Raw genomic sequence first — 12474 nt, forward strand, 5'->3', positions numbered from 1 at the left:
TTCCGTTGCTGCGCAATTATCCAATGCAGAACCGGCATGAAAAAAGCCCCGCGAGACGATCGCGGGGCTCCGTATTTCCAGAAAGGCGGCGAGCCGATCAGCTCTTGGCCTTCGCCGGCTCAGGCTTCACCGGCGCGGTGGTCTTGCCGCCGGGCGCATAGCCGCCACCGACTGCGATGTTCAGCGAGACATAGTCCTTGGCCATCTGCTGGACCGCCTGGGCAAGGCTTGCCTGGGCGAGCGAAACCTGGCGCTGCGCGTCGAGAACGTCGAGCAGCGAGGAGGCGCCGTCCTTATAGGATGCTGTGGAAAGTTCGAGCGTTTCCTGCGTCGTCTTTACCTGGGCCTGAAGGGCAGCGACCGTGCGGGCATCGCGCCGGACGGCTGCGAGCGCGTTCTCGACCTGCTCGACGGCGGTCAGCACCGTCGACTTCCAGTTCAGGTAAGCGGTCGCGGCTTCAGACTGTGCCGACTTGACGTTGGCGCGCAGGCGGCCGCCATCGAGGATCGGCAGGTTCAGCGTCGGACCGAAGGACCAAGGCGTCAGAGCGCCATGGACACCCCTTTGGTTGATATAGGAGGGCGAGATCGAGCCGCTGAGCGAGATGCTCGGATAAAGCTGCGCCTCGGCAACGCCGATATTGGCCGTTGCGGCAGCGAGGTCACGCTCCGCGACGCGAATGTCGGGACGGTTGCGGATCAGGTCTGCCGGGATGCCGGAGTTGATGCCGCCGCGGAAGACCGGTTGACCACCGCCCCTCAGCAATTCGTTGACAAGAGCCGAGGCCGGCAGGCCAAGCAGCGTGGCGATGTGATGGGCTGATACACGGATGTTGGTTTCGAGGCCGGGAATTTCGGCGAGCGTAGACTGTACCAGACCTTCGGCCTGAACGACGTCGAGTTCGCGAAGCGGCGCCGGCTTCAAGCTGGAATTTGGTCAGTTCGTAGGTTTCCTGACGAGACTTCAGGTTAGCCTTCGAAAGCGCCAGGCGCTGCTGATAAAAGCGAACATCGATGTAGCTCGAGACGAGATCCTGCACGAGGGTCAGCTTGGCGACATCGGCGGATGCGTAGGCCGAATCGAGCGAAGCGACCGCGCTCTCGGTGCTGCGCTTATAGAGGCCGAAGAGATCGAGCAGCCAGCTCAGCTGAACGTCGCCGGCACTGGTGTTGCGCGTGTCGAACTGCGTGCGCAGTTCGCCCTTCTGGCCGCTGATCGTGTGCGAGGCGCCGACGTTGAGATTCGGCAGGCCGCCTGCGCCGGCGACGGTAACGTTGGCGGAAGCTGCATTGATGCGCTCGATCGCCTGCTGGACGGTCAGGTTCTGCTCAAGGCCGGCCTGGACATAGCCGTTCAGCTTGGGGTCCCTGAAAGCTGTCCACCAGGCTGCGGTGGCAACGTCGCCGACACTCTTCGTTCCGCCTTCTCCGAATTTGGCGGGCAGCGGCATTTCAGGAGGAGCATGATCCGGGCCTACGACGCAGCCCGACAATAATAATAACAATGCCGGTGTGGCAAAACGAAGAGATACCATTCATTTCTTCCTGTACTCGAGCAAGTCAATTCTTGTCCGAAGCTTCATGCTTCACTATCGGCGCGCCGCGCCTTTGTCCCACTTGAAAACACACACCGAAGCAGTCGGGCGCAATGTAGCAATCGGAACAGCATTATCACAGTGCATTTATATCACACAGCTGCCGCATTTTTGCCGCGTGTGGCAAAGATGCGTCGGATGACGACGAAAAAGGACGGCACGAAGAAAATTCCGAGCATCGTCGCCGCCAGCATGCCGCCGAGGACGCCGATGCCGATGGCATTCTGGGCCGCCGAGCCCGCGCCTGTCGCGATCGCCAGCGGCACGACACCGAGAATGAAGGCGAGCGAGGTCATGATGATCGGCCGCAGGCGCAATCTCGCTGCTTCCAGTGTCGCCTCGTAGAGGCCCATGCCACTCTCCATCCGATCCTTGGCGAATTCGACGATCAGGATCGCATTTTTCGCCGCAAGCCCGATGGTGGTGAGCAAGCCGACCTTGAAATAGACGTCGTTCGCCTGGCCGAAAAGCGTTGCCGCCGTCAGCGCGCCGAGAATGCCGACGGGCACGGCCATGATCACCGAGAAGGGAATCGACCAGCTTTCGTAAAGCGCTGCCAGGCAGAGGAAGACGACGAGAACGGAAATCGCATAGAGCATCGGCGCTTGCGAGCCGGAAAGGCGTTCCTGATAGGAGATGCCCTGCCAGGCGACGGTGTAGCCGCCGCCGAGCTGTTCGGTCAGCGCTTCCATTTCGTTCATCGCATCGCCGGAGGACACGCCGGGAGCCGAGGCGCCGTCGAGCGGGATGGCGCTGACGGCGTTGAAACGGGCAAGCGAAGGTGCGCCCTTCACCCATTCGGTTTTGGTAAAGGCGGAGAAGGGCACCATTTCGCCTGAATTGTTGCGGGCATACCAGTGATTGAGGTCGTCCGGCTGCATGCGGAATGGCGCGTCGCCCTGGACATAGACCGGCTTGATCTCGCCGTTCAGCGTGAAGTCGTTGACGTCGCGGCCGGTGAAGATGATCGACAGCATCGAATTGACCGAGGCGATGTCGACGCCCATGGCGCCGATCTTTTCCTGATCGAGAACAATGCGCATCTGCGGCTCGACCTCCTTGTTGCTGCTGCGCAGCGCCACGACCTTGCCTGACGAGTTGCCCGCCTGGATCAGCCGTTTGGAGGCCGCTGTCAGAGCGTCATTGCCATGGCCGCCAGTATCGACGAGATACATGGAAAAGCCGCTCGACACGCCGAGGCCCTGGATTGCCGGCGGCAGAAGCGCGAAGACCTGCGCCTCGCGCATCGCAAAGAAGCTGCGCAAGGCTCGGCTGACGACCGATTGGGCGCTCAGATTGGGATCGGTGCGCTGCGAGAAATCCTTGAGCTTGGTGAAGACGATGGCGCTGTTCTGTCCGGAGCCGCTGAAGCCGAAGCCAAGCGCGCCGAAGACGGACTCGACGGCATCCTTCTCGTTTTCGCGATAGTAGTTTTCGACCTTCTCGACGACCGCCTGGGTCTGCTGCGTGGTCGAGCCCGGCGGCGTGGTGACGATGGTCAGCAGCACGCCCTGGTCTTCCTGCGGCAGGAAGGAGCTCGGCAGGCGGGTGAAGAGATAGGCGCAGCCGGCCCCGATGAGAAGGAAGACCAGCATGACGCGGATCGGCCGCTTCAGAAGATAGCCGATGGTTCTGACATAGCCGTTGGTCGAGCGCGTGAAGTTGCGGTTGAACCAGTCGCCGACGCGATGCTTTCTGTGCTCGCTGACGGGCTTCAGCATGGTGGCGCAGAGTGCCGGCGTCAGCACGATGGCGACGAGCGCCGACAGCAGCATGGCCGAGACGATGGTGATCGAGAACTGGCGATAGATGATGCCGGTCGAACCGCCGAAGAAGGCCATTGGAATGAAGACGGCGGTCAGCACGAGCGCGATGCCGACGATCGCACCGGTGATCTCGCCCATCGATTTTTCCGTCGCCTCGAGCGGCGAAAGCTTCTCTTCGGACATGATGCGCTCGACGTTTTCGACGACGACGATCGCGTCGTCGACGAGAAGGCCGATCGCCAGAACCATGGCGAACATCGTCAGCGTATTGATGGAATAACCGGTCGCCGCCAGCACTCCGAAAGTGCCGAGCAGCACCACGGGAACGGCAATCGTCGGGATCAGCGTCGCGCGGAGATTCTGCAGGAAGACGAGCAGCACCACGAAGACGAGGACGATCGCTTCGATCAGCGTATGCACGACCTTTTCGATCGATAGTTCCACGAAGGGCGTCGTGTCGTAGGGGTAGGTGATCTTCACCCCTTCCGGCAGGGTGCGGCCGATGACGTCGAGCGCGGAGCGCACGCGGGCGGCGGTATCGATGGCGTTGGCGCCGATCGCGAGATTGACCGCAAAACCGCTGGAGGGCAGGCCGTTGTAGCGCGAACTGCCGCCGTAGCTTTCCTGACCGATCTCGATGCGTGAGACGTCGCTGAGGCGCACTGTCGCGCCGTCCTTTTCGACCTTCAGAATGATGTGTTCGAAATCGGCGACGGTGGTCAGCTGGCTTTGCGCGGTGATGGTGACGTTGAGCTGCTGGCCGGGGATCGTCGGCTGGGCGCCGAGCGAGCCAACCGAGACCTGGGTGTTCTGCGCCTGGATCGCCGCTGTGACGTCGCTTGGCGTCAGCTGATATTTCAAGAGCTTGAAGGGATCGAGCCAGATGCGCATGGCGTATCCCGAACCGAAGACGTTGATGCTGCCGACGCCTTCGAGGCGCTGGATCTGATCCTCGATGGAGGTCGACATGATGTTGCCGAGATCGACCGAATTGCGCTTGCCATCGGTCGAAACGAGCGAGCCGACGAGAAGGATGCTCGAGGTCGAACGCGTCACGCTGATGCCGGCATCGATGACATCACCCGGAAGCTGCGATTGAACAAGCTGCAGCTTGTTCTGCACCTGCACCTGGGCGATATCGGGATCGATGCTGGTTCCGAAGGTGAGCTGGACGCTGGCCGCGCCGGTCGACGAGGTCGAGGTCATGTAGGTGAGATCGTCGAGGCCGGTCATGCCGTCCTCGATGATCGTCGTCACCGATTTCTCCACGGTCTCGGCGCTGGCGCCGCGATAGGTGGCGTTGATGCGGACCGTAGTCGGGGCGATGTCGGGATATTGCGAAATCGACAGGGTGAAGATCGCCAGCAGACCGGCGAGCATGATGGTGATCGCAATGACCCAGGCGAAAATTGGACGTCGGATGAAAAACTTGGCCATCGGTTGTTCCTGTGCGGCTGAGACGGTGACGATGCGGGCTCGAAGCGATTATTTCGCTGCGGGCTTCCCAGCATCACCGGCCGCGGGCTGCTCGGCAGGCACGACCACGCCGTTGTCGTTGATCTTCATCGGGACCGGCGTTACCGGCATGCCTGCCGTGACCGACTGCAGGCCGGTGACGATCAGCTGATCGCCGTCCTTGATGCCTTCGGTCACCAGCCAGGAATTGTTGGAGGGCGAGCTGTTCTCGAAGGCCCGGGTTTCGACATTGCCGTCGGCGGAAACGAATTGCGCCGTCAGCCGGCCGCTGGCGTCACGGCTTGTCGCCAGCTGCGGCAGCGCATAACCGGTCTCGGCCCCGAGCTCGACGGTTGCGCGGACATACATGCCGGGCAGGACGACACGATCGGGATTGGGGAAGAGCACGCGGATGATGAAGGTGCCGGTCGTCTCGCTGACGACCTGCTTCGACATGTCGAGCTTGCCCTGCTGGTTGTATTCCTTGCCGTTTTCGAGAATCAGGTGGAAGGCGACGTTCTCCGCGCCCTTGATATCGCCGGCTGCCATGGCATCGCGCAGCCTTAAGAGGTTGGTGCTCGATTCCGTCAGCGAGATATAGATCGGGTCGAGCTGGCGGATCGTCGTCAGCGCCGTCGTCTGGTTGGCAGAGACGACGTTGCCGACATTGTAGGCTGTCTGGTCGATGATGCCGTCGAAGGGCGCGACGATCTTGGTGTGATCGAGGTCGATCTGCGCGGCGGAAAGGGCTGCCTTTGCCGACTCGACTTCGGCCTTCGCCTGGAGAAGCGTCGTCCTGGCTGTCTCGTATTCGATCTGCGTGGCGCCGCTGCCGACAAGGCGCTGGTAGCGTTCGAGATTGCTTTCAGCGCTCGGCACGCTCGCCTCGGCCTTGGAGATTGCCGCCTTGGCCTGCTCGACGGCGGCGATATAGGGCGCATCCTCGATCTGATAGAGAAGGTCGCCCTTCTTGATCTCCCCGCCTTCCCTGAAGGCGATCTCGCGGATAATGCCGCTCACCTGCGGCCGGATATCTGCCGTCTGGAAGGCTTCGGCGCGGCCGGGAAGGATCGTGGTAACAGGAAAACTGGCCTTCTTAAGCGCGACCACGCCGACGGGCGTTGCCTGCTGCGCCGCGCCTGCACCGGCACTGCCGGCGGGCTTGCTGGCGTTGTCGCTGCAAGCGCCAAGCAAGGCGCCGGCCACCAGGGCCGAGGAGATGAGCAGGGCACGCCGTATCATTCTGAATTTCCTCATGCGGTGGCAATTGCCTTCGATCCATGCACTCAGCCGAGCCAGCTCAGGCTTATACAAGCGACAGGATCGGTCTGGCTTCAGGTGCCATTATCCCGAGTTTAAGAAAAGCTTTACGAAGTGACGTAAGTCAGCAATCGTCACTTAGCAAGCGCTATTTTGCAGTGCGGCATCGACGAAGCTGACGATTTCCCCCGCACGCTGCACCAGTGTCTCCTTGTCGTCACGGACGATGAGGACGGGATGCAGCACGCAGGCAAGCATATCGGCGACAACATGCGCCGCCCGTTCGGGGTTGCCGCAATGGTAACGGCCTTCTGCAACACCTTTGCGGATGATCTCGCCGAGATTTTCCTCGATGCGGGCGCGATAGCGAATGCCCGCTTCGAGTTTGGCCTCGATGGTTGAAAGCACCATTTCAAATATGTAGGGGCTTTTCTGTATATCCTGCAGATGGCCATCCAGCAGGCGCAGGACGAAGCGGTGGAGTTGCTCTTTCGCCGGCATATCCTGGTCGACGGGAGCGAAGCGCTCGGCAGCATTGTCGAGATGTCGTCCGGCAATGGCATCCACCAGCGCGACCTTGGAGTGAAAATGCTTGAAGACGTTGGCGGGCGACATGTTGAGCGCGCCGGCGATATCGGCGATCGACACCGCGACGTAGCCGCGCTCGCGAAACAACATCTCTGCCATGCAGAGAATGTCCTGTCGCGTTTCCTCGGCCTTGCGTCTCGGCCTCCTCGCCATCTGTCCCCCGCCGGGCCGTGCCCGGGTTCCTTTTTGCTGATGCTAGCGCGATTGCGCGAAAGCTGCCAAGCCGATGCTCGGCCCGGCGGCTTCGTGTGCCGTCTTTTTCAAGGGAAATAGCGGGAGAGGTTGTTTCGGACACGGGCTAGCGGCGTCTCGCCGCTGTCGTCGGGAACAAAGCGTTCGCCGGTGATCGACTCGTAGGCCTTGATGTAGACGGCCGAGGTCTGCTCGATCAGCTCGAGGGGAATTTCGGGGATTTCGTCCTTATAGGGATCGCAACGTTCCGCCACCCAGGCGCGGACGAAATCCTTGTCGAAACTTTCCGGCCGTTTTCCGGCCGCGAAGCTCGCCGGATAGCTTTCTGCGAGCCAGTAACGGCTGCTGTCAGGTGTGTGGATCTCATCGGCGAGGATGATGTTGCCGTCACCGTCGGTGCCGAATTCATATTTGGTGTCGACGAGGATCAGGCCGCGTTCGGCGGCCATTGCCTGGCCGCGGGCAAAGAGTGCAAGCGCATATCCGGAGAGCGTCTCCCACTGCTCCTTGGTCAGAAGGCCGCGGCTGACGATTTCGGCAGGTGTCAGCGGCTCGTCATGACCGCCGTCGAATTCCTTGCTGGTCGGGGTGATGACAGGCTCCGGCAGAATCTGGTTATCGCGCATGCCGTCCGGCAGGCGCATGCCGTACATTTCCCGCTCACCCTTCTTGTAGAGCGTCAGGATCGAGGTGCCGGTGGTGCCGGCTAGGTAACCGCGCACGACGATCTCGACCGGCAGGATGTCGAGCCGCTTGCCGATGACGACATTCGGATCGGGATAGTCGATGACGTGGTTCGGGCAGATGTCCTTCGTCGCTTCGAACCAATAGCGCGCGGTCTCAGTCAGCACCTGGCCCTTATAGGGTATGCAGGTGAGGATTCGATCGAAAGCGCTCAGCCGGTCGGTGCTGATGATGATGCGGCGTCCGTCCGGCAGATCGTAATTCTCGCGCACCTTGCCGCGATAGTAGTTCGGCAATTCCGGGAAATGGGCTTCGGAGAGGATTCGCACGGCGCTCGACTGTCCTTGTGTTAGCTGAAGGCTTCTTGCTCTAATGCATAATTCCTCAAATCGGAATCGATTTAAGGACGAAATATCGCATCACAGCCAGAACAGAGCCAGAAGAAGCAGAGCAAGGCCGTAACTGGAGACGGCGAGCGGCCAGCCGGCGCGCAGGAAATCGCTGAAACGGTAGCCGCCGATTCCCATTGCAAGCGTATTGTTGTGATGGCCGAAAGGCGTCAGGAAATCGAGAGAGGCGCCGACGGCTACCGCGATCAGATAGGCGTCGGGCGCATGTCGCCCGGTTCTTGCAAATTCGAGCGCGATCGGGGTCAGCACGATTGCGACCGTCGCATTGTTGACGAAGGGCGTCAGCGCCATGGCCAGGAAGAGGATGAGGGCGATGCCGGAGAGCGGATGGCTGATCGGTACGACGAGGCTCAGCCAGGCGGCGATCGCTTCGGCTGTCCCGGTGCTTGCCACCGCCTGGCCGATTGGGATCATCGCCGCGAGCATTATGATGATCGGCCAGTTGAGGTCGGCCATCGCCTGGCGGATGTTGAGATGGTTGAGCAGGGCGAGGACGAGCACGACGCCGGCAAAAGCGACCTCGGGATGCAAGCCGGCCGCCGACGCGGCGACGCCGCAGGCAAACAGCGCGAATGGCCGCCAGGAGAGCAGGGCCGGTTCAGCTGAAGCTGTCGGGGCGAGCGGCAGGCACTCGCTTTCCTCCAACGCTTCGGCAATGGCCATGCGCGGCCCTTCCAACGTCAAAATATCGCCGATGGATAGCTGCAAGTCGAGGAAGCGGCCTTCGATGCGCGGGGTACGCATGGAAAGAGCAGTGACTGCAATGCCGCGATGGTGAAAGACTTCGAGCGAGCGGATGCGCGAACCGACCAGCGTGCTTTCCGGCATCACGACGGTTTCGACTCGGGTAAAATCCGGCGGCAGACCATGCGGATGGATGTCGGCGATTAGCGCCTGTGCGGCGGCAAGGCCGGCGAAGACGCCATCGGCGCCTTCGGCCAGCAGTACGTCGCCGGCGTTGATGACCGACTGGTCGAGCGGGCCAAAAACGAAATTGTCGCCACGGATCAGCGCATGCGGCTTGATGGCGAAGCGGGTTGGACACTCGGAAAGCCGGGTGCCGATCAGCGGAGAAGCGTCCGGGACGCGACGTTCGACGACGATGTGGCGCGTACCTGGGGAGATCGTTGCCGGCACTGCATCGGGTTCCGGAAAGAGGCGCCGGACGCGAAAGGCGATGAGCAGAATGCCGGCGATTGCAACCGGCAGGCCGACATAGGCGAAATCGAAGAAGCGAAAGCCTGCTCCGGTTGCCTTGGCGAGCGCGTCGCTGACGAGCAGGTTGGCCGGCGTGCCGATCAGCGAGACCAGACCGCCGAGCAGGGCGGCAAACGAGACCGGCATGACGAGCTGACGGCGAGGGATCGACAGCGCCACGCCGAGCCGCAGCGCCACCGGCAGCGTGATCGCAAAGGCGCCGATATTGTTCATGAAGATGGAAACAAAGCCGGCGAGCGAGGACGTACCCGATATGACCTTGAAGGGTGAAGGTCTTGCGGCCGCCCAACGCGCGGCGAGATTGTCGAAGAGCTTGGCGCGCGCCAGCACCTGAACGATCAGCAGGATTTCGATGACGGTGATGACGACGGGGCTGGCGAAGCCCGCGAAAATCTGGTCGGCCGGATAAAGGCCGAGCGCATAACCGGCGAGCAGGCCGGCAATCGCAAGCACCTCGATGCGGATGCGCTCGAAGGAGAAGAGAACGAGCATCGCCAGCAGAAGGATCAGCAGGGATGCTTGCTCGAACGACATGGGCAGATCCGGTGTTTCATCGATTGAAATATGTCGCTATCCGGAAACCGCTGCACGCTTCCGGGGTGACACGCGTCGAGCGGACTGTAATCGTTCCTCACCGGCTGTACAGAGGCGCCGGCCGGCAAAGATCGAACAATCCTCACGTCTACGGTCGTGCGGGTGCCTGCCACCGGCCGGCGTCGTTGCGCTTCAGAATGGGCGTTGCGAAAACGCCGACGGTGCGCGTGATCCATTGCGGCCCGGCGGTTGCGAGGCTTTCGCGCCAGCACTCAGATTGCAGCATGGCCGCACCGATGACGACGGGCTCGATGCCGCAGGCCGTCAGCAGATTAAGACCCGAAACGATCGATGCGCCGCTGGAAATAACGTCATCGATCAGGCCGACGCGCCGTCCGCTCAGCAGCGGCAGCATGCGCGGATCGATATAAAGACGCTTTTCCTGTGTCGGCGTCGTGATCGAGGACAGGGCAACAGAGAGTTCGTCGCGGTACCAGAATTTACGCGAGGTGCCGAGCGGGACGTAGCGGGCGTGGCCGAGCTTCTGCGCGACGGCCGCGGCAAGCGTCAGGCCGAGCGTCGGCAGGCCGGCGACGACATCGATGCGCATGGGCCTGATCTTTTCGGCGAGGTCTTCGGCCAACGCATCGAGCACGGCGAAGCTTGCCTGGTTGACGATCAGCGAGGCGAGGGCATGTTCGCCATCAGCCAGCACGCGGATCGGCAGGCAAAGCTGGCGCCCGTCTTCCAGTGCGGCGACATAAAAGGAGGTGAACTCCCGATCGTCGGGAAAGGTGCCGGGCGGATGGATTGCCTGCCAGAAGTCGTGCGGTGCCATCTCCGTCATATCGGTCAACGTCTTGCCCTTTCCATGCCGGCGCTCCGGCGCAGCGCCTGCAATTCCGCTTCGGTCAGCGCGCGCACGGCACCTTTTGGCAGTTCGCCGAGTTCGAGCCCGCCGATTGCGACCCGCACGAGGCGCAGACATTCGGCCCCGAGCGCCTCCAGCATGCGGCGGATCTGGCGGTTGCGGCCTTCATCCAGCTCGACCTCGATCCATGAGTTCCTGTCACCCTGGCGAAGGCGTCGCGTTGCAGTCGCCGTCAGCAACTCGCCATCGTGGCGGATGCCCGACGTCATTGCGGCGATTTCCTCGTCGTCCAAAAGCCGGTCGATCTGGACATGATAGGTCTTGGTCACATGAGTGACCGGATCGAGCAGGATCTGGGCGAATTCCGTGTCGTTGGTGAAAAGCAGCAGGCCTTCGCTCGCCTTGTCGAGCCGGCCGACCGGAGAGAGGTGCGGGATGTCGAAATCTGTCACGCAATCATAGACCGTCGGCCTGCCTTCGGGATCGTGGCGGGTGGTGACGAGCCCGCGCGGCTTGTTGAGCATCAGATAGATTTTTGCCTCGGCGGCGATGGGGAGGCCGTCAACGCTGATCCTGGCCGTCGCAAGATCGACCCATGCAGCGGCATTGCTGATCGTGCGGCCGTCGACGGCGACGCGACTTTCGGCAATCAGCCGTTCGGCTTGGGTGCGGGAGCAGTAACCGAGCTTGGAAAGGGCGCGGGGAAGGGTGACCCGCTTGCCTGCGCCGGCGGCAGGCTTTGGCCGCTCGCGCGTTTTATGCGATGGGCGCCGGTCCCTCATCTGCTATCCCTGTGCTGCTTCGATGCCGTTTCTTGGCATGAACGGCACAAGGATTCCAGCTTGGCGAACTATATCTAGGGAACGATGGGGCTGCAGACTGCCGTCAGCGCTTCTGACAAAGCACCGTCAGGGCATGAAGAGTTACGCTGTCTCAGCGGCAGGCCATGAAACCGGCCAGCTCCTTGCGGCTGACGACGATGCCGGCAGCGGCTTTCACGGGGTCGGGATGCGTATAAGATAGGCTTGGCATTTCCGGCAGTTCGAGTGCCTGACGCATATTCATGATGCCGACCGCGTAACGGCCGTTAACGCCATCGACGCTGACTTCAATGATGCAATTGGCCCTCTTGTTTTCCATGCTATCCTCCCTTTCGTTTTTTTATGGTCCCTTGCTTGCATTAAAAATTGGTTTTTCTAAGACATAAGCATTTACGCACCCTGCCGAAAAACGGATCGGCGGGTGCGTAAAAATATGATTTTTAAGCGGATGCGGCAGGCCCTAGCGCCACCAGTGGCGATGCTGCGGCTGCGGGCTGCCGGAAAGCAGATATCCGGCGAGGAAACCAATGGCGCCTGCAAGCACCAGCGCCGTAGTCGTGGCGGCTGGATGCTCGCGGGCAGCACCGGCAGCAGCGGCCCCTTCGGCCCTGATCTGGGCGACGGCATTCTTGGCGCGAGGCAGGGCCTCATCATAGACCTTGCCGGCGCGGCCGCGCACTTCGTAATAGGCTTCGGCGCCCTGAGCGGAAATCATTTTCTGCAGGCGGGATACTTCCTGCTGGAGCGCAGCAATGTCCTTGCTGACAGATGCTCTGATATCGTCGGTGTTGGCAGGCATGTCGGTCTCCTTTCCTCGATGGGAAAGACAACACTCCAGACGGCGATAGGTTCCGAAATGCCGGTCGTTGATTTGTGACGGAAATTTAAAGTCTGGGGGCCGGAAGCGTTTTAATCCTCCGTTAACCATAAATTCGCTCAAGCCGCTGTTTTCCTTTCATCTTTCGCTGGTTGAAAGCGGGTTTCCGATGATGTTTTTATCGACTGGTAAAAAAATTTTCGGAAATCCGCGCCGAAAACGCCGGCTGTGGATAAAGGCTCGCGGGAAAATACATGCCGAAT

The 12474-nt window shown here is 61.4% G+C and carries 9 protein-coding genes and 1 pseudogene; all 10 read right to left on the minus strand.

Annotated elements, in window-relative coordinates; translation table 11 throughout:
* Nucleotides 1-97: 97 nt before the first annotated feature.
* A pseudogene (locus MHI61_RS27505) lies at nt 98-1535 on the minus strand (efflux transporter outer membrane subunit).
* 152 nt (nt 1536-1687) lie between these two features.
* On the minus strand, nt 1688-4798 hold the full coding sequence (locus tag MHI61_RS27510) for an efflux RND transporter permease subunit (RefSeq protein ID WP_239791305.1): 3111 nt from the start codon (nt 4796-4798) through the stop codon (nt 1688-1690).
* Nucleotides 4799-4846: 48 nt separating this feature from the next.
* On the minus strand, nt 4847-6058 hold the full coding sequence (locus MHI61_RS27515; RefSeq protein WP_239791306.1) for an efflux RND transporter periplasmic adaptor subunit: 1212 nt from the start codon (nt 6056-6058) through the stop codon (nt 4847-4849).
* A gap of 156 nt (nt 6059-6214) precedes the next feature.
* Nucleotides 6215-6817: a TetR family transcriptional regulator gene (locus MHI61_RS27520; protein WP_239791307.1), complete on the minus strand. Its 603-nt coding sequence runs from the start codon at nt 6815-6817 to the stop codon at nt 6215-6217.
* A gap of 107 nt (nt 6818-6924) precedes the next feature.
* A complete protein-coding gene (locus MHI61_RS27525; protein ID WP_239791308.1) occupies nt 6925-7869 on the minus strand; it encodes a phosphoribosylaminoimidazolesuccinocarboxamide synthase in 945 nt (314 codons plus the stop codon).
* Between the two features lie 90 nt (nt 7870-7959).
* The gene (locus MHI61_RS27530) at nt 7960-9702 is read right to left on the minus strand and encodes an SLC13 family permease (protein ID WP_239791309.1); all 1743 of its coding nucleotides are present in this window, start codon (nt 9700-9702) and stop codon (nt 7960-7962) included.
* Nucleotides 9703-9850: 148 nt separating this feature from the next.
* A complete protein-coding gene (locus tag MHI61_RS27535; protein WP_239792921.1) occupies nt 9851-10540 on the minus strand; it encodes a phosphoribosyltransferase in 690 nt (229 codons plus the stop codon).
* Between the two features lie 14 nt (nt 10541-10554).
* Nucleotides 10555-11355 carry a pseudouridine synthase gene (locus tag MHI61_RS27540; RefSeq protein WP_239791310.1) on the minus strand — a complete coding sequence of 267 codons (801 nt, stop codon included), beginning with the start codon at nt 11353-11355 and terminating at the stop codon, nt 10555-10557.
* Nucleotides 11356-11506: 151 nt separating this feature from the next.
* On the minus strand, nt 11507-11713 hold the full coding sequence (locus MHI61_RS27545; protein ID WP_009987986.1) for a hypothetical protein: 207 nt from the start codon (nt 11711-11713) through the stop codon (nt 11507-11509).
* A 141-nt stretch (nt 11714-11854) separates the two neighbouring features.
* Nucleotides 11855-12193, minus strand: coding sequence for a hypothetical protein (locus MHI61_RS27550; RefSeq protein ID WP_010030245.1), 339 nt, complete (start codon nt 12191-12193; stop codon nt 11855-11857).
* Between the last annotated feature and the right edge of the window lie 281 nt (nt 12194-12474).

Source organism: Rhizobium sp. K102 (genome assembly GCF_022385315.1).
GTDB lineage: Bacteria > Pseudomonadota > Alphaproteobacteria > Rhizobiales > Rhizobiaceae > Rhizobium > Rhizobium croatiense.

What these genes read in the sequence shown, in the direction of transcription:
- MHI61_RS27530 (WP_239791309.1), bottom strand. Translation starts at nt 9,702, where the DNA reads ATGTCGTTCGAGCAAGCATCCCTGCTGATCCTTCTGCTGGCGATGCTC.
- MHI61_RS27510 (WP_239791305.1), bottom strand. Translation starts at nt 4,798, where the DNA reads ATGGCCAAGTTTTTCATCCGACGTCCAATTTTCGCCTGGGTCATTGCG.
- MHI61_RS27535 (WP_239792921.1), bottom strand. Translation starts at nt 10,540, where the DNA reads ATGGCACCGCACGACTTCTGGCAGGCAATCCATCCGCCCGGCACCTTT.
- MHI61_RS27545 (WP_009987986.1), bottom strand. Translation starts at nt 11,713, where the DNA reads ATGGAAAACAAGAGGGCCAATTGCATCATTGAAGTCAGCGTCGATGGC.
- MHI61_RS27540 (WP_239791310.1), bottom strand. Translation starts at nt 11,355, where the DNA reads ATGAGGGACCGGCGCCCATCGCATAAAACGCGCGAGCGGCCAAAGCCT.
- MHI61_RS27515 (WP_239791306.1), bottom strand. Translation starts at nt 6,058, where the DNA reads ATGATACGGCGTGCCCTGCTCATCTCCTCGGCCCTGGTGGCCGGCGCC.
- MHI61_RS27520 (WP_239791307.1), bottom strand. Translation starts at nt 6,817, where the DNA reads ATGGCGAGGAGGCCGAGACGCAAGGCCGAGGAAACGCGACAGGACATT.
- MHI61_RS27550 (WP_010030245.1), bottom strand. Translation starts at nt 12,193, where the DNA reads ATGCCTGCCAACACCGACGATATCAGAGCATCTGTCAGCAAGGACATT.